The 17443-nt window shown below is 59.8% G+C and carries 17 protein-coding genes and 2 tRNA genes; 4 read left to right on the top strand and 15 right to left on the bottom strand.

The window, feature by feature from the left end; translation table 11 throughout:
• Positions 1-137: 137 nt before the first annotated feature.
• The 3 genes from RLW55_RS11845 to RLW55_RS11835 all read right to left on the bottom strand — a co-directional run bounded on the left by RLW55_RS11845 (position 138) and on the right by RLW55_RS11835 (position 1756).
• Positions 138-743, bottom strand: coding sequence for an NADH-quinone oxidoreductase subunit C (locus RLW55_RS11845; RefSeq protein ID WP_024276165.1), 606 nt, complete (start codon positions 741-743; stop codon positions 138-140).
• Positions 744-806: 63 nt separating this feature from the next.
• Positions 807-1400, bottom strand: coding sequence for a NuoB/complex I 20 kDa subunit family protein (locus RLW55_RS11840; RefSeq protein WP_409560605.1), 594 nt, complete (start codon positions 1398-1400; stop codon positions 807-809).
• Positions 1391-1756, bottom strand: coding sequence for an NADH-quinone oxidoreductase subunit A (locus RLW55_RS11835; RefSeq protein WP_013948518.1), 366 nt, complete (start codon positions 1754-1756; stop codon positions 1391-1393). The genes RLW55_RS11840 and RLW55_RS11835 overlap by 10 nt, the downstream gene beginning before the upstream one ends.
• Positions 1757-2115: 359 nt before the next feature.
• On the opposite strand from RLW55_RS11835, the gene RLW55_RS11830 reads away from it, so the two are divergent.
• Together RLW55_RS11830 and RLW55_RS11825 are read left to right on the top strand one after the other, a co-directional pair.
• Positions 2116-2451, top strand: a complete 336-nt coding sequence (locus RLW55_RS11830; RefSeq protein WP_414463224.1) for a hypothetical protein — start codon at positions 2116-2118, stop codon at positions 2449-2451.
• 287 nt (positions 2452-2738) lie between these two features.
• Positions 2739-3869 (top strand): DUF2778 domain-containing protein, encoded by a 1131-nt coding sequence (locus RLW55_RS11825; RefSeq protein ID WP_423414298.1) that lies wholly within the window; start codon positions 2739-2741, stop codon positions 3867-3869.
• Between the two features lie 18 nt (positions 3870-3887).
• On the opposite strand, the gene RLW55_RS11820 is transcribed toward RLW55_RS11825, so the two are convergent.
• From RLW55_RS11820 to RLW55_RS11810, 3 genes are all read right to left on the bottom strand, one after another.
• Positions 3888-4778 carry a bestrophin family protein gene (locus tag RLW55_RS11820; protein ID WP_423414297.1) on the bottom strand — a complete coding sequence of 297 codons (891 nt, stop codon included), beginning with the start codon at positions 4776-4778 and terminating at the stop codon, positions 3888-3890.
• Between the two features lie 134 nt (positions 4779-4912).
• Positions 4913-5575, bottom strand: coding sequence for a transglutaminase-like cysteine peptidase (locus tag RLW55_RS11815; protein ID WP_423414296.1), 663 nt, complete (start codon positions 5573-5575; stop codon positions 4913-4915).
• Positions 5576-5926: 351 nt separating this feature from the next.
• Positions 5927-6487, bottom strand: a complete 561-nt coding sequence (locus tag RLW55_RS11810) for a hypothetical protein (RefSeq protein WP_423414295.1) — start codon at positions 6485-6487, stop codon at positions 5927-5929.
• Here RLW55_RS11810 and RLW55_RS11805 point away from each other — a divergent pair.
• Entirely contained in the window at positions 6464-7603 is a 1140-nt protein-coding gene (locus tag RLW55_RS11805) for a Spy/CpxP family protein refolding chaperone (RefSeq protein ID WP_409560611.1), read from the top strand. The two genes, RLW55_RS11810 and RLW55_RS11805, sit on opposite strands and share 24 nt — an antisense overlap.
• 84 nt (positions 7604-7687) lie before the next feature.
• On the opposite strand, the gene RLW55_RS11800 is transcribed toward RLW55_RS11805, so the two are convergent.
• Complete coding sequence (locus tag RLW55_RS11800; protein ID WP_423414294.1) at positions 7688-9271, bottom strand: Na+/H+ antiporter; 1584 nt, start codon at positions 9269-9271, stop codon at positions 7688-7690.
• A 149-nt stretch (positions 9272-9420) separates the two neighbouring features.
• Here RLW55_RS11800 and RLW55_RS11795 point away from each other — a divergent pair, with 149 nt between their 5' ends.
• Positions 9421-10176 (top strand): HugZ family protein, encoded by a 756-nt coding sequence (locus RLW55_RS11795; protein ID WP_423414293.1) that lies wholly within the window; start codon positions 9421-9423, stop codon positions 10174-10176.
• 128 nt (positions 10177-10304) lie between these two features.
• Here RLW55_RS11795 and RLW55_RS11790 read toward each other — a convergent pair.
• The 8 genes from RLW55_RS11790 to RLW55_RS11755 all read right to left on the bottom strand — a co-directional run bounded on the left by RLW55_RS11790 (position 10305) and on the right by RLW55_RS11755 (position 17405).
• Positions 10305-10381: transfer RNA gene (locus RLW55_RS11790), tRNA-Asp, on the bottom strand.
• A 117-nt stretch (positions 10382-10498) separates the two neighbouring features.
• On the bottom strand, positions 10499-11059 hold the full coding sequence (locus RLW55_RS11785; RefSeq protein ID WP_423414292.1) for an AAA family ATPase: 561 nt from the start codon (positions 11057-11059) through the stop codon (positions 10499-10501).
• 4 nt (positions 11060-11063) lie between these two features.
• A complete protein-coding gene (locus RLW55_RS11780; protein WP_423414291.1) occupies positions 11064-11570 on the bottom strand; it encodes a DUF1993 domain-containing protein in 507 nt (168 codons plus the stop codon).
• A gap of 180 nt (positions 11571-11750) precedes the next feature.
• Positions 11751-11825: transfer RNA gene (locus RLW55_RS11775), tRNA-Val, on the bottom strand.
• 89 nt (positions 11826-11914) lie between these two features.
• On the bottom strand, positions 11915-12193 hold the full coding sequence (locus RLW55_RS11770) for an HU family DNA-binding protein (protein ID WP_013948531.1): 279 nt from the start codon (positions 12191-12193) through the stop codon (positions 11915-11917).
• A 252-nt stretch (positions 12194-12445) separates the two neighbouring features.
• Positions 12446-14872, bottom strand: coding sequence for an endopeptidase La (gene lon, locus RLW55_RS11765; protein WP_409560616.1), 2427 nt, complete (start codon positions 14870-14872; stop codon positions 12446-12448).
• A gap of 278 nt (positions 14873-15150) precedes the next feature.
• Positions 15151-16401, bottom strand: a complete 1251-nt coding sequence (clpX, locus tag RLW55_RS11760; protein ID WP_013948534.1) for an ATP-dependent Clp protease ATP-binding subunit ClpX — start codon at positions 16399-16401, stop codon at positions 15151-15153.
• 350 nt (positions 16402-16751) lie between these two features.
• Positions 16752-17405, bottom strand: coding sequence for an ATP-dependent Clp protease proteolytic subunit (locus RLW55_RS11755; RefSeq protein ID WP_013948535.1), 654 nt, complete (start codon positions 17403-17405; stop codon positions 16752-16754).
• Positions 17406-17443 lie beyond the last annotated feature (38 nt).

The following is a 17443-nucleotide window of genomic DNA, read 5'->3' as shown; positions in this document are numbered from 1 at the left end:
GCGAAAAGGCGCACTTCGCGCCGACCTCTGAATTCGAGAGCATGCCCCTGCTTCGGCGCCTCGGGCAACGCAGCTGAACAACTGGATGGCAAGACCAAACGAACGAACATTTAAAGGGGAACGCCAGATTGCGGGCTTTAAGATTTCGGACCGGCTTTCTCGTCGCCCGGCAGAACGTGACTGGGACCTTCCCACGGGCTCTCGAAATCGAAATCGCGGAATTCCTGGGTGAGCTTCACCGGCTCGTAGACGACACGCTTCTTCTCGTCATCATAGCGAACTTCGACATAGCCAGTGAGCGGGAAATCTTTCCGCAGCGGATGGCCCTGGAAACCGTAGTCCGTCAGGATGCGGCGCAGATCGGGATGGCCAATGAAGCGGATCCCATAAAGATCGTAGGCCTCGCGCTCGTACCAGTTGGCAGCGGGGAACACGTCGTTGACGCTCGCGACCGGAGTTACCTCGTCGGTTGCGATCTTGACCCTGATACGCTGGTTCAGGCGCGGCGACAGCAGATGATAGACGATGTCGAAGCGTTCAGCCCGTTCAGGATAATCGACGCCGCAGATGTCGATCAGAACTTCAAACAGGCATTTGGGATCGTCGCGAAGCTTGGTCAGCACGCCGACGATATCTTCGCGAGCAACGGTGATCGTCAATTCGTCGTAAGCGATGGCCGACCGCTGCAAAGCAGCGCCCGCAATCGAATTTGCAGCATCCTGCAATACGGACAATTCGGTCATCGGCCGGCGATCTCCCAGCGCGGCCGACAGCATGAGCCGGCCATGGTGATTTTTTGCTTTTGCCTAACGTTCGATCGTGCCAGTGCGGCGAATCTTCCGTTGCAGCAAAAGAATTCCGTAGAGCAGTGCTTCCGCGGTCGGCGGGCAACCTGGCACGTAAACATCGACCGGAACGATGCGATCGCAGCCGCGGACGACAGCATAGGAATAATGGTAGTAGCCGCCGCCGTTGGCGCAGCTCCCCATCGAAATGACGTACCGCGGCTCAGGCATCTGGTCATAGACCTTCCGCAGCGCGGGAGCCATCTTGTTGGTCAACGTACCGGCGACGATCATCACGTCGGACTGCCGGGGCGAGGCGCGGGGCGCAAAGCCGAAGCGCTCGACGTCGTAGCGGGGCATCGAGACTTGCATCATCTCGACCGCGCAGCAGGCAAGGCCGAACGTCATCCACATCAACGAGCCGGTTCGCGCCCAATTGATGAGATCGTCTACGGTCGTGACGACAAAACCCTTATCGGCCAACTCGTTCGAGACGTCGGTAAAAAACGGATCGGCCGCCGGAGCGCCGGTCACCGCGGCGCCTTCGCGGGCGCGGTCAAAGGTGCGATCAAAGAGCAGGCCAGGCGCGCCGTCGTCCTTCATGATCATTCCCATTCCAGCGCGCCCTTCTTCCATTCATAGATGAAGCCGATGGTCAACACACCGAGGAACACCATCATGGACCAGAAGCCGAAGACGCCGATTTCCTTGAAGGCGACTGCCCAGGGAAAGAGGAATGCGATCTCAAGATCGAAAATAATGAAGAGGATCGACACGAGGTAGAAGCGCACGTCGAATTTCATGCGGGCGTCGTCGAAGGCGTCAAAACCGCATTCGTAGGCCGAGACCTTCTCGGGATCAGGGTTGCGGACAGCGACAAGAAAGGGCGCGATCATCAGGGCGCCGCCGATCAGCAGAGCCACGCCGATAAAGATAGCTATCGGCAAATATTGCGTAGTCAGATCCATCATTGCAGTGCGTCCGCTTGCACGAAGTGTCCGAGCGCCTTCTGTGCGGTGTTAACTCACGCCGTCCTGCGGCGCAACACCCAGCTTCTGACCATGCCCTGAGCGAGAAACGCAGGACAAAACAGTTGCATCGCCCCGCATTGCCCAGTCCCATTTTCGTTCGAAGCCGATTGGAGGGCGTTGCAGTACGGGGTGATTGCAGACCCGATCACAATTATTAATGCAATATTACTTTCTGCTGATAGCTATTCGGCGAGCATTGTTCTTTGCGCTTCGAGATCAGGCAAGATGACGAGCAGTGTTCAGCAACCATTCAGAGCCAGAGGTGTTTTCTCCTGCAAGTTCTCCAGGGAGAGATCCTCATGAAAACCTTGATTTATGCGCTCTCGACGATAGCCATTGTTGGCGTCACGCCGCTTTCGGCGCAGGCAGCGGACCTTGACGGATATAACGGCGGTTATGTCGAACGCGGTCCGGTGGTCGAAGGCCCTCCAGTACGGGAATATTATTATGACGGCCCCGTTGTGACCTACTACGACGGGCCCCGCTATTACCGACCCTATCCCTACTGGGCCGGCTATAATCCCTATCGTTATGGCTATTGGGGCGGGCGGCCCTACTATCGCGGCGGCTATTGGGGCCGCCATGGCGGTGGTTGGCGCGGTGGACACTGGGGTGGTCATCGCGGCTGGCGATAACCCCCTGCTCTCTTTCAAATATTCCGTTCGAGTTCATCCTGCGCGCTGATGGCAATCGGCGCGCAGATCGCTTTCTGCGTCAGCCTCGCGACTGGATCGTTCGGCGGATTTGCGCGGGACCAATTTTGAGCTTTTGGGGGAGCGCGACCGCTGCGACGCAGGCGAATGAGCGCAATTTTACTGACAGCCTCGCTGTTGCCCCGACTCTTGGTTAGGGATGGCATATGATTTGGACTAACCATATTGCTCATCGGCGGGGCGCACGCGCGGGGCTGACCGGGGCGCGAGTGGCGTTCAACGCGGCTACCGTAGTGCTCGCCGCGTGCCTGCCGTTCCTTGCGGCCGGTCATAGCCAGGCGCAGCAATCCCCGCCCGGCGCGACGCATCCCTCGGCGGCAGCAGCGGCTGCAGCCGGGCAGATCGCGGACTTCTTCAGTGAGGTCGGAGATCAAATCTACGACGATTGCATCTTCGAACTCTCACAGGAGCAGATCGAGGTTCAGCAGGCTCTGATCGTGGCCTACATCAAGGCCGGCGCGAGCGCTGCCATGGCGCGAAAGCTCGCCGTGAAGCAAATTCATCCGCCGAAGTTGTCCGCAAAGTGCGAAGCCATCCGCCGTCTGCCGAAGGAACCAGGGCCGATCGCAAGCCTAGCGCCGACGGATGAGCCCGAAGCACCGCCGCCTCCCGTCGTGCCGAAAGCGCCCGCGAAGGTCCCGACCGGCCCGCCCATTTCCATCGCGAACAAGCGAACGCTTCCGCAGTGGGACTGCGCGCCTGGCGTCGATTTCGTCACCATTCAGCTCAACGGTTATCCGCGCAAGCTGACGGGCGGCGAAATCTGCAATCCGTTCGAGGATGTGATCCACGAGGTTCCGCCGACCGCCGGAACTTTCCGGCTCGGCTATACGATCCGGACCGGGCGCCTATTCGTAATCTCCAGCGATCCACGTTCGAACGGACAAACGATCGCGTGGGCGATTTCCGGCCGAGAGATGTGCCGAAACAATCCCGATCCTGATTGTCTTGCAACGCGCGCCGTCGGCCCGCTGCCGCCAGGCGAATACGCCTTCGGCTCGAACGATCCAAGCAAGCGCGTGACATGGGGGCCGAAGACCAAGCGGAACGTCGTCGGCATCTATCTCCGGAAGCTTTGGGACAAGGACAGGTTCACGCCGCGCCAGACGGCCGCCATTCTCGCGCGCGGGAACATCGCCATTCACGAGCGCCTCAAGGGCGAGATGTCGGAGGCCTGCCTCGGGCTGGAACCGAAGGGCTGGGCTTACGTCGCGTCATTGGTCAAGGCTGGCCGCGCTACGGGCGTCAACGCCTATATCGACGAGCCGTATCCTCAAGTCGCGGAAAACCCGCCGATCGTCGTCGCCTCGTCGTTCTCGCTCACGTCGCTGTTCAAATAGCGGCGCGAGTTCCTAGCCTCACGACAATACGTAGCCAACGGGTTGAAGCTCGTCGGGCAGAGGCGACACGTCCAGAGAGCTGAGTATTTCGCGTTCCACGACGCGCACGAGCGCTTTGACCGGAAGGCTGTTGTCGGCGGGGGCGAACGGCTCGGCGAGGTCATCGCCGATCGCGTCGAGCCCGAAGAATGTATAGCTTATGAAGGCCACGATGACGGGCGTTCCCCAGCCGAGTTGCGGGGCGAGCGCAAACGGCAGCAACACACAAAACAGATAAACCGTGCGGTGAATGAGAAGCGTATAGGCGAATGGCAGCGGGGTCGCCTTGATGCGTTCACAGGCAGCCTGAACGTTCGAGAGGCCATTCATGCGGATGGCAGCAGACGAATAACGCCAATCCGATAGCGCTCCGGATTTATTCAGTTCAATCAGCTCCGCACCGACCTGCCTGAGAATGGCATCAGTCACGTTGGGGCCGGCGGATGCCGTCGCGTCCCATGGGCGGGCCGCGGCCAGTTCATCCTCATCGCGAAGGCGCGCCGAGAGCGCATTGGCGAACGCGATCAAGGGCATGAAGATGCGGCGTTTGGCTTCCGTATCGAGGTCGGATAACTCGCGAATCAAAGAGCGGACTTGAACGAGAAGCTCTCCCCATTGCTTGCGCCCTTCCCACCAGCGGTCATAAGCGGCGCTGTTCCGGAAGCTCATGAAGATCGAAATGGCAATGCCGATCAGGCCGAACGGCGCCGTGCCCAGATGAGACATCGGCTCCAGATGAAAATCGCCAGTAAAGACGACGACGCAGGCTAGCACCGTAATGAAAAGGCAGCGCCATGCGACACGGCCCGCGATGGATCCGCGGACGGCAAAGAGGATGTCGAAGAAGGAGGCTTTCGGTCGGACGATCAAGGGCGGGGCCTGTGCTCACGAGGTGCTGCTCGATCATCTTCTATGCGCCGGAGCAGAAGCTCGCAATTGGCCTGTCCATCGTATCCGACGAAAATGCGTGCAAAGCACGGACGCAGCTTCAGACCCTCTGCATCCTATTGCAGGTGCGTGAGATCATAGAGCAGTTGCGGCACCGCGATCGGCGTCGGCAACACGTCGTCGTCGGGATCGAGATCGCGCCAGACCTGAGGATCATTGGACGACTGAATCATTTTGTAGCTGTACCCCGTCTGGTACCAAGGCTTCAGGTCGTCCGTGCGATTGTCGAGAATAAGGTCGCCGAATTTCGTTCTCGCAGTCAGAACCGCGTGCCCTTCTCCGTTCTCGATACGCACGACCGTCATCAACAGTGAGCTTGTCGGCCATCCCATCGAAATTAGGATGTGACGCTTGAGAAGAGCGTAATCCTCGCAGTCGCCCTTTCCGTCTTTCGGGATGGTCCAATAATCCTCGATCCCGTAGTGCTCGATATCGGTCATCGGCGTGATCGCGCGGTTGATCCGGCGATTGACCTCGTCCAGCTGCTCAAGGCGCTTAGCCGATTCCGCAAAGCCATTTCCCGCTTTGCGGAGCACGCATTCGCTCGGAGACTCGGTGCAAAACCGGACGAAAGCGGCGGGAGGAGCGACAGTTCCGTATTCTTCCAGAAAGAGATTTTGGATCACATGCTGCAGATGCGGCTGCGCCTCGCCTGCACATACGGCGGTCGCAGCCAGGGACGCAATCCATCCGGCGAAAACGATTTTGACAAAACGCATTGCGATAACACCGAGCCCGTTACACGCTCGAATGAAGATCAATATTGCACATTAATGGAGGGCTAAGATTATCGATCTTGCGCCGGAATCTCGGCCTAGCCAGTTGGCCTAGGAAACATGTGATGTCGGCGACCGACTGTTTTCGTTTTGCTCGCCGTCGCGATGCCCGCATTCGAATGCGAGACGCATCACCCTTCGACTGGTTGACGGAGTCCTTCCGGATTGGCTGACGTGATGCGTCGCAGCACGGCTCCGTACGATTACGGAATGGCCGATATGTCGTTCCGCTCCGGGAACAGATTATGTGGGATGGTGTTCAATAATCATCGATTATAGTTGTATTTGTTTCAATCATTCCCGCGCCAGGGAAATGGAGCCAATCTCATGTTTCGCATAGTGCGTATGATTGCCGTCGTCGCGAGCGCATCGGTGTTGGCGATGGGTTCGCTGATGTTTTCCAGCCAAGCTGAGGCGCGCGGTGGTCATGGAGGCCACTTCGGCGGTGGGCATTTTGGCGGCGGACATTTTGGCGGCGGCCATTTCGGAGGCGGTCACTTCGGAGGCGGTCACTTCGGAGGCTTTGGCGGCCGACACTTCGGTGGACGTCACTTCGGTGGCTTCGGTGGCAGGCACTTCGGAGGACGGCACTTCGGGGGCTTTGGCGGTCGACATTTCGGGGGCCGCCATTTTGGCGGCAGGCACTTCGGCGGTCGACACTTCGGAGGCCGGCATTTTGGCCATAGAGGCTTTGCTCGGGGCAATCATTTCCGCGGATCGCATTTCGCGCGTGGACATCGTGGCGTCGGAAACCGCGGCTTCGCGAACCGGCACTTTCGAGGCAACAAGCAGTTCGCAAGCCACGGGCGCGCGCTGGCCGCGACAGGCCGCATGACACATGCCTTCGGTCGTCATGGCTACGGCCACCACTTCGCCCGCAATGGCTTCTGGCATAATCGCTACGCCTATGGCCGCTACGGGCGCTGGCATCGCGGCTGGGGCTATGGATGGTACGGCCCGGTATTCTGGCCGTACGCCTACGGGGACGCATTCGCCTTCGCGCTCTGGCCCTATGACTATTACGATCCGTTCTGGGACTATGGCTCAGACTGGATCCTGTCGAGCGTATTCTGGCCTGGTGGCGAACCCGGATATTACAATTACGGCGGCAGCTATGACTACGGCGATATCTATGGCGTAAACACGCCGCGCCGACGCTCGACTAGCGTCGCGAGTGCGTCCATTCCGGAGCCGCAGCGGCAGGACGCTTGCGGCAGCCTGGCTCCCGGCGTGGCTCAGTTGCCGGTTGCACGCATCCAGAAAGCTATTGCACCCACGACAGAGGACCAGCGTGTCGCGCTGAAGGACTTCGACACGGCGCTGACTAAAGGCGCTGACGTCATGAAGCAGGCTTGTCCCGCCGAGGCGCCGCTTACGCCTCCGGCCAAGCTCCAGGCCGTCACCCAACGGCTCACCGCCATGAAAACCGCGATTGGCGAAGTTCGTCCGTCGCTCGATAAGCTCTACAGTGCGCTGAGTGAGGACCAACAGCGGCGCTTCGATAAGGCTCTTCTGGCGTCGCAACCGAAAGGCAAGTCAGCCAACAAGGCCGCAGGTCTCGACGTGGCGAAGCTATGCGGCGACCGCGGACCGGCGTTTGCCGATCTGCCCGCTGACCAGATCGAACGGGCGATCAACTTGGATGACACCCAGCGCGGTAAGCTCGATGCTCTGAAGACAGCATCGACGAAAGCGGCGGATATCTCCAAGGGCGGCTGTATCTCGACGATGCCGACGACCGTCGGCGGGCGCCTCGATGCGGTCGAGAAACGGGTCGATGCGCTGCTGCAGGCGACGAACGAGCTTCAACCCGCCGTCGATGACTTCTATGCGTCCCTCTCCGACGAGCAGAAAGCCCGCTTCAACTCCATCGGCGTAGCGACGGCTCAGTCGTCGCCGGGATCGCCACCTGCGAGCAGCACCGGATCGAGCAGCGGCGAGGCGGGCACGCAATCCCCAGCGTCGAAGTAAAAAGAAAGGCAGCAAGCCGATTAAGTGCCGTCGTCCATCGCTAATGGGCGGCGGCACAAATCGTTTGGGCTTCCGCCGGTTCGGCTAAACGCGGTTTTCTAAAGCGCCGATTTCCTGAATGTCGAGATCACGTTCGAGCGAATGCAGCGTTTCATCATCAATGTCGCCAGCGCGATGCAAACGCATCAGCTCGCTACGTCCGGCAGCGACGGCTGCCAGGATGACATCGAAATGTGCATTGATCCGATCTGTGTGTGCGCTTTCGTTGCCCGTGTAAATCGCGGCTACCGCGGCGCGACGCGTATACCTTTCGAGTAGTTGCGGATGAACGAGGTTGCCGTCGCCATCGTATGCCAGTTTTTCGACGGCGTTCTTCTGCGCCACGATCATCGCCTCTTCGGCCTGAGATGCCGATAGTCTCGCGTGAGGCGTCTCATCTTCCTTGAGACCGAGCACGCGGATGAGAGCGCCGAGCGTCGTTCCCTGCAGGAGCACCGTAACGAGAATCACCGCAAACGCCGTTACCAGCATGAAGTCGCGGCCCGGCACTGCATCTGGGAGTGTCAGCGCGACGGCGAGCGTAACGACGCCGCGCATGCCTGCCCATCCGAGCACGGTCGCTGCCGGTGCGCCGAGCGGCCGGGCGCGTTTGACGCCCAGGCTTCGTAGCATCGAAAGGACGGCATCGCTGCCGAAGATCCACGCGAAGCGCGCAACCGTCATCGCCAGTACGATGATCAAGACCGGGACGGCCATTTGCGCCAGAACGACGTCAATGCCACCGACGCGGTCGAGGACGCCGCGCAGCGATAATCCGATCAGGATGAAAATGAAGGCTTCGAAAATGAAGACCATCACCTGCCAGAATGCACCGGCGCGCATGCGGATGCTGGCTGAAAATACCGTGTGCTGAAACCAGCCGAACAGAAGCCCCGCAGTGACCGTTGCGATGACGCCGGACACATGCACGGCTTCGGCGGAAATGTAGGCCGCCCAGCACAGCAGGATCGACGCGGTGATCGTCAGATAGTCGTCTCTGAGCCGCCGAAGCAAAAGCATCCAAAGGCCACCCATGAGCGCGCCGACCGCGACGCCACCCAGCGCCAGCACGAAGAACTGTCCGGCTGCCGCTCCAGCAGAGAACGTGCCGGTCAACACGGCGGCGACGGCGAAGCGGAAAAGGACCAGGCCAGTCGCATCATTCAGAAGGCTTTCGCCTTCGAGCAATGTTGAGAGCCTTCGCGGGAGCTTGACGGTTTGCAAAACGGCGCGCGCTGACACTGCATCCGGCGGCGACACGATAGCGCCAAGTGCGAAGCAGGCGGCCCACGGCAGGTTTGGCAACAGCCAGTGTGTCACGACGCCGACGACAAGCGTCGTGAAGATCACCGCACCGACAGCAAGAGACAGAACTCCGGCGATGTGCCGCTTGAATTCGGCGTGCGCAGTGAAAAAGGCGCCGTCCATCAGCAACGGCGGAAGGAACAGCACGAGCACGAGTTCGGGATCGAGTTCGAAGACCGGCAGCCCCGGAATGAACGCCATTGCACCGCCGCCGATCAAAAGCGCCACAGCGGGAGGCAGTTTCAGACGCAGCGCGACCCAGTGGAGTGCGAGGATGGCGAGCAGCATCGTGAAGATGAGTTCGAAGACTTGGACGGGATGCATGCGGTTCAAGTTCTCCAATAGTGCGTGCGCCTGCCAGGTAAGGTGCCCCCTGTAGCTGATGGCCGCGCATTTGTGTAGTTTCGGCCGCTGAGACAAACGGGTTGGGCCTGCGCCAGGGCGGGTGCCTACCGATACAAGGAACATCGACCATGGAAGAAAAGAAACTCGACGTCCTGCAGCCCGTCGACGACGCAGCTATTCGACTCGGCAAGACGCTTGTGCGGAGTGCCCGCTATGGCGCACTGGGAACGCTCGATCCGCTCGACGGCTCGCCGTCGGTGAGCCGCGTGAGCCTCGCCACCGCCATGGATGGCGCGCCGATATTTCTTATTTCCCGGCTCTCGTCCCATTGCACCAACTTGATGGCGGACGGGAAATGCTCATTGCTCGTCGGCGAACCCTGCAAGGGCGATCCCCTCGCCCATCCACGCATGACGCTGATCGGCACGGCTAAACAAATTCCCGCGGGAGCCGAACTCACGCTTTATCGCAGCCGCTATCTCAGGCGGAATCCGAAGGCGGCGCTTTACGTCGACTTTCCGGATTTTTCATTCTGGCGTTTCGAGACGGCGCGGGCATCTTTGAACGGGGGCTTCGGCAAGGCCTACGCGATGAAAGCTGCCGATCTCGCGACGTCACTCGACGGTGTCGAAGCGCTTGCCGACATGGAAGACGGCGCCGTCTCACATATGAATTCCGATCACCTCGCCGCGATCGAGCGATATGCGGCAAAGATCGGTGAAGAACCGGGTGGCTGGAAGATTTCGACGCTCGATCCCGAGGGTCTGGACCTCGCCTCCGGCGACCGTGCCGCGCGGCTGTGGTTCGACCGCCCGCTTTCCTCGGCTGCGGAACTGAGGCCGGTGCTCGTGGCGCTGGCAAAAGAAACGCCCAGTTCTGCCTGAGATGCCATTCGGTCTGGCGGTATGCCGACCCATTTTTTTGGTATTGCGAGTGGGAATTCGTGTTGCGATGGCTGTAAATCGGCCACCGTCGAAGCCATCATCAGAAAACCGTTTAGCGGACTGATAAATGGCGCGAGAGACGGGACTTGAACCCGCGGCCTCCGCCGTGACAGGGCGGCGCTCTAACCAACTGAGCTACTCCCGCAATCCAGATGCGCAGAGCATCGATGCGAGCGGTCGAGATACGTGTTCGCGGCGTCCAAGTCAAGCGGCCGGTTGATAGAATTTGGATGCGCTCACAGCGCTTCCAACCGATTGAAATTCAGGCGCAAGTCGACAGAACAAAGGCCGCACGCTCGGCAACGGGCAGGCGCGGCAAGGTGACCAATTCATAGCCCAACCCGGTATAGACGTCGGCCATGGCGTGGTAGGTGGCTTCCGCCTCCTCAATCGTCTGCTTGCGCTCGGAGTCCTGGGTGAAAATTTCGGGCCACGGCGGCGCTATGAAGAGGCGATCATTATAACGAAACTTTTCTGCAGCGCGCTGCACCTGCGGCGGTACCGGCAAGCCAGAAAGTTGCAGATAGCCGATAACGTCCGGGATACCGCGGTCGAAGAAGACAATTCCTGTTTCGGCAGCCGCTTGAGCTTCGCGATAGGAGCGCAGATCCCAACTCAGCATGAGATCGGCAAATGCGTTTCGATCCGCCCACGGGAGTGCCGCGCCGCCGATCGCTACCTGGTCGAGAATGATACCCCGTCCTGCTTCCGGCATGGTTCGAAAGCCGGCGTCAGCCAAGGCTGACACCAGCGAACTTTTACCGGATCCAGGTCCGCCCGTAACAATAACCAGACGTGATCCGATTTTCGCCGTTTGCGCCATGTGCTCAGGTTCGGCCGACGAAATCGCGCTTACCGATCTCAATGCCGTTGTGGCGCAGGATGTCGTAGGCAGTAGTGCAGTGGAAATAGAAGTTCGGGAACGCGACGTGGAGCAGGTATTCGCGGCCCGTCATCGTCACGTCCTGGCCGCCAGTCTTGATCGTCAATTCCCGCGTGTCTGCGCCTTCAAACTGCTCAGGCTTGTAAGCCGCGAGAAGCGCCTGGATCTTTCCGATGCGCGCCTTGAGTTCCGGCAGTGTCGTCTCGACGTCGGGAAAGCCCGGCACCTCTGTCCCGGTGAGGCGCGCCGGCGCAGCCTTGGCGAAATCGGTCGCGAGCTGAACCTGACGCGTCAGGTTGAACATATCGGGATACAGACGCGAGCCGAGATAAACTGCAAAGTCGATCTTCTTCGCGGCCGCCTGCTCTGCGGCCTTGTCGAGCAACGCTTCAAGTGCTGAGAGCTGCTTCTGAAAGGTCGGGACGGCGATGTCGTACAGTGATAGAGCCATTGTGTTTCCTCCTTCTAAAGTTCGGTAATACCGAACTAACGTATGATAACTGGCCAGCGGCAGCAAGACATACGTCAGCTGCGCTACGTTTGCGGCAACGTCTACGCACGGTTATTTCTTGGGGATTGGCGAGGTGGGATACCGCCGTCGCACGGGCCTGTCGCCTGGAACGAAGCAACATGGTGGGCGGTGAGAGGGTCGAACTCCCGACATCCTCGGTGTAAACGAGGCGCTCTACCACTGAGCTAACCGCCCGACGCGCCCTTGCTAGTCTGTCTGCAAAAGGCTGTCAAAACAAACACGCGCGCCACTTTCGCGGCGCGCGTTGAAAAGTGTACCGCGGCTTAGTTGATGTTCAGCGCGTCTTTCAGGCCCTTGGCCGGCGTGAACTTCGGCACGCGTGAAGCCGGGATCTGGATCGTTTTGCCGGTCGCCGGATTGCGGCCTTCGCGCGCCTTACGGGCAGCGACCTTGAACGTGCCGAAATCCGGGATGCGCACTTCATGGCCGTCCTTCATCGCGGCACGAATGTGGGCGAGAACGGCATCAACAACGCCACTCGCCTTCTCCTTCGTCAGCTCGCAATCACGGGCAACGGCATCAATCAAATCTTTCTTGCTCATCTCGTCTTTCCTCTAATGTGGGAGGTGGGGCTTCGGCGCGTGGGCTCGAAGCCCGAGGCGGCCATTTCGGGGAGAAGCGGGCCGCGCATGAAGGGCTAGAAGCGCTCAATCGCCCCGGTCGTCAAGCGGAAAACGCCCGTATTTCCGGACAAAAGCGCATCCTAATGCTCATTCAGCCCAGAACAAAATGCCCCTGCGCGGCAACCGAGCAGGGGCATTCCTTAACGTAAATTTACGCTTATCCGACGAAGGTCAGTGTGCGGTAATTCGCGCACCGCCTTTGGCCGCTTCTTTGGCTTCCAGAGCCTCAGCTTCCGCGGCTTCGTCCCACGTGATGGGCTCCGGCACACGGACGAGTGCGACTTTCAAGACTTCGTCGAGACGCGAGACCGGGATGATGTCCATCTTGGTCTGCACTTCCGACGGAATTTCCGCGAGATCCTTGCGGTTCTCCTCCGGAATAATGACCGTCTTGATGCCGCCGCGAAGAGCCGCGAGCAGTTTCTCTTTCAGTCCACCGATCGGCAGCACGCGACCGCGCAGCGTGATCTCGCCCGTCATCGCGACGTCCTTGCGGACGGGGATGCCGGTCAGAACCGAGATGATCGCCGTCGTCATGGCGATGCCTGCAGACGGTCCATCCTTCGGCGTTGCGCCTTCCGGCACGTGCACGTGGATGTCGCGCTTTTCGAAGAGCGACGGATGGATGCCGAAATCAACCGAGTGCGAGCGCACGTAGGCGTTCGCGGCCTGGATCGACTCCTTCATCACGTCACGCAGGTTCCCCGTGACGGTCATCCTGCCCTTGCCCGGCATCATAACGCCTTCGATCGTGAGCAGCTCGCCGCCGACTTCCGTCCAGGCCAAGCCGGTGACGATACCGACCTGATCCTCAAGCTCAGCTTCACCGAAGCGGTACTTCGGCACGCCGAGGAAGTCGTGAACGTTCTCCGCGGTGACGACGATCGAGGTCTTCGACGACGTCAGGATTTCCTTCACGGCCTTGCGGGCGAGCTTGGCGATTTCGCGTTCGAGCGAACGCACACCGGCTTCACGCGTGTAGCGGCGAATGACTTCCTTCAGTGCATCGTCTTCGACCGTCCACTCGCCCTGTTCGAGGCCGTGAGCTGCATACTGCTCAGGGATCAAGTGGCGCTTGGCGATCTCAAGCTTCTCGTCTTCCGTGTAGCCCGCGAGCCGAATGATCTCCATGCGGTCCATAAGGGCCGCGGGGATATTCAGCGTGTTGGCCGTCGTCACGAACATCACGTTCGAGAGATCGTAGTCGACCTCAAGATAGTGATCGTTGAAGGACTGGTTCTGTTCCGGATCGAGCACTTCGAGCAGAGCCGCCGCAGGGTCGCCGCGGAAGTCCTGGCCCATCTTGTCGATCTCGTCCAAGAGGAAGAGCGGGTTCGTCCGCTTTGCCTTCTTCATGGACTGGATGACCTTGCCAGGCATCGAGCCGATGTAGGTGCGGCGATGGCCGCGGATCTCCGCTTCGTCACGGACGCCACCCAGCGACATGCGCACGAATTCACGGCCGGTCGCGTTAGCGATCGACTTGCCCAGAGACGTCTTACCGACGCCCGGAGGACCGACGAGGCACAAGATCGGCCCCTTGAGCTTGTTCGTCCGCGCCTGCACGGCGAGGTACTCAAGGATTCGTTCCTTGACCTTCTCCAGGCCATAGTGCTCCTGATCGAGAACCTGCTGGGCCTCGGCGATATCCTTCTTGACCTTGCCCTTGATCCCCCACGGGATCGAGAGCAGCCAATCGAGATAGTTCCGCACCACAGTCGCTTCGGCCGACATCGGCGACATCTGCTTGAGCTTCTTCAGCTCAGCGAGCGCTTTGTCCTTGGCCTCTTTCGACAGCTTGGTGTTCTCGATCTTTTCCTCGAACTCGGCGATGTCGTCGCGCTCGTCGGAATCGCCCAGCTCCTTCTGAATGGCCTTCATCTGCTCATTCAGATAGTACTCGCGCTGCGTCTTCTCCATCTGGCGCTTGACGCGCGAACGGATCTTACGCTCGACCTGGAGAACCGAGATCTCGCTTTCCATCAGCGTGTAGACACGCTCAAGCCGCTCGGAAATGCTGGCGGTTTCAAGCACGTCCTGCTTGTCGGAGATTTTGACGGCGAGATGCGAGGCGATCGTGTCTGCGAGCTTCGCGTAATCCTCGATCTGGCCAACGTTGCTCAAGACCTCGGGCGAGACCTTCTTGTTGAGCTTCACGTAGCTTTCGAACTGGGTCACGACGGAGCGCGCCAGCGCTTCGAGTTCGTCCTTAGCGCCGGGAACTTCAGCGACGCGCTCGACCTCAGCTTCGAAATAGTTGGCGTTCGGCGTGTAGCGCGTGATCTTGGCGCGCGCATTGCCTTCGACGAGGACTTTCACCGTCCCGTCGGGAAGCTTCAAAAGTTGCAGAACCGATGCGAGCGTGCCGATCTCGTAGATGGCATCCGGCGCCGGATCATCATCGCTGGCGTTCTTTTGCGCGGCGAGCAGAATTTGCTTGTCGGCGCGCATGACCTCTTCAAGGGCCGCGATCGACTTCTCGCGCCCGACAAAGAGGGGGACGACCATGTAGGGAAAAACGACGATATCTCGGAGCGGCAGAACCGGGAACAGCTCTTTTCCGCCGGCTTTTTCCTTGGTCTTTTTGTCTTCGCTCATTTCACTACCTATTCGCCGTGCACCGAAGGTCTGTCATATCCTACCGGTACATTCCACACCCGTTCCACTTTAGGAGCCACGCGTCCCGCCCCTTTTTGTGGCGACGGTTCTGCATGCTCGTGAGCGCGAGCGCGGGGTGAGACCCAAGCCCTAGACACCGGTTTTCGGAGAAATACGGCTGGCTGCTTGACGCCACTCCCTCCGAACAAATGGGGACCGGCGCCCCGCAAACAAGTCCCGGGGCAGTGCCCCGGGAAAGCGTTAATTGTCGCGACGGCTCAGGCTGTCGAGCCCTTCTCTTCCGCGCGTTCCGTGTAGATCCGCAGTGGCTTCGCCGAGCCCTCAACGATTTCCGGTCCGATCACGACCTCCTCGACGCCCTTAAGCGTCGGCAGGTCGTACATAGTGTCGAGCAGGATGCCCTCCATGATGGACCGCAGGCCACGTGCACCGGTCTTGCGCTCGATGGCCTTGCGCGAAATCGCCTTCAGAGCATCAAGCGTGATCGTCAGCTTGACGTCTTCCATCTCGAACAAGCGCTGGTACTGCTTGACGATGGCGTTCTTCGGCTCAGTCAGGATTTGAACGAGCGCCGACTCGTCGAGATCTTCCAGCGTTGCGATGACCGGCAGACGGCCGATGAATTCCGGGATCAAGCCGAACTTCAGCAGATCTTCCGGCTCGACGTTGCGCAGGATCTCGCCCGTGCGGCGTTCGTCCGGACCGCTGACGCGGGCCTGGAAGCCGATCGAGGAACCCTTGCCACGACGCGAGATGATCTTCTCCAAGCCGGCGAACGCGCCGCCGCAGATGAAGAGGATGTTCGTAGTGTCGACCTGCAGGAATTCCTGCTGCGGGTGCTTGCGGCCGCCCTGCGGAGGAACCGACGCAACGGTTCCTTCCATGATCTTCAGAAGCGCCTGCTGCACGCCTTCGCCCGAGACATCCCGCGTGATCGATGGGTTGTCGGACTTGCGGCTGATCTTGTCGACCTCGTCGATGTAGACGATGCCGCGCTGCGCCCGCTCGACGTTGTAGTCAGCAGCCTGCAGCAATTTCAGGATGATGTTCTCGACGTCCTCGCCGACGTAGCCGGCTTCGGTGAGCGTCGTGGCGTCTGCCATCGTGAACGGAACATCCAGGATACGCGCCAGCGTTTGCGCGAGCAGCGTCTTGCCCGAACCCGTCGGTCCGACGAGCAGGATGTTCGACTTCGCCAACTCCACGTCGTTGTTCTTCGAAGCGTGGTTCAGGCGCTTGTAATGGTTATGGACGGCGACAGAGAGAACGCGCTTGGCATGGTTCTGGCCAATGACGTAGCTGTCGAGCACGCCGCAAATCTCCTGCGGAGTCGGAACGCCGTCGCGGGATTTGACGAGGGTGTTCTTGTTCTCCTCGCGGATGATGTCCATGCAAAGTTCGACGCATTCATCGCAGATGAATACTGTCGGGCCAGCAATCAGTTTGCGGACCTCATGCTGGCTCTTGCCGCAGAAAGAGCAGTAGAGAGTGTTCTTCTCTTGAGCCATTTGTTCTCACCTTCCGTGCAAGACCCACCAACGCGATGTTCTTGCTTTGGCCCGCTTTTCACGCTCGGCGCTGAGCCGATTCTGCGGCTACGTGAACTCCATAGCCAATCTGAGCACGCTATCGTTCAGCAGATCAAGATTGGATTAATGGAGCCTACCCGGCCACAGCTCGCAAGCGGCGCTATTGCCACAGTTGATAAACGAGCTGGCAACACCGGCGATTCAATCCGAGCATTTACCTAAACTCACACGCTGATGTGCAGCGTTTGTTCTCCTGAGAGGGCGAATTGCCGCCCACTCTCGTGGTGTTCCGACCGCGAACGGCCGAGTTGCGCTGGCAATTTGCCTTATCAGTCGGCGATTTTGCCAGGTTCGAAGACAGTCCCTTCGACTTCGTCGCGGTTTTCGAGGACTTTGTCGATCAGGCCGAAATCGCGGGCCTGGTCGGCCGTCATGAAGTAGTCGCGGTCCAGCGTCTTATCAACCATCTCGTAGGTCTGACCCGTGTGCTTCACATAGGTCTCGTTCAGACGCCGCTTCATTTTGATGATGTCCTCGGCGTGGCGTTCAATGTCGGACGCTTGGCCAGAGAAACCACCCGACGGCTGGTGCACCATGACGCGGGCATTCGGTAGCGCGTAGCGCATGCCCTTCGCACCGGCACAAAGCAGCAACGAACCCATCGAGGCAGCCTGGCCGATGCACAGCGTGGCGACGGCCGGCTTCACGAACTGCATCGTGTCGTAGATCGCCATACCCGCAGTGACGACACCGCCCGGCGAGTTGATGTACATCGAGATCTCTTTCTTCGGGTTCTCGGACTCGAGGAACAAAAGCTGCATGCAGATCGATGCGGCCATGTGATCTTCGACCGGTCCGGTCACGAAGATGATGCGTTCCTTCAGAAGCCGCGACGGCAGATCGTAGCCGCGCTCACCGCGCGTCGTCTGCTCGACGACCATGGGCCAGAAGGTGTTGGTCAGAGTATTGATCGGATCGCGCATCGCCTTCGTCTTTCCTCATTTCGCAGGCGGACCACCCC

It is taken from the genome of Hyphomicrobium sp. B1 (assembly GCF_049532635.1).
Taxonomy (GTDB): Bacteria; Pseudomonadota; Alphaproteobacteria; order Rhizobiales; family Hyphomicrobiaceae; genus Hyphomicrobium_B.
The sequence above is the reverse complement of the archived record's forward strand: the minus strand, read 5'-3'. Positions and strand labels throughout refer to the sequence as shown.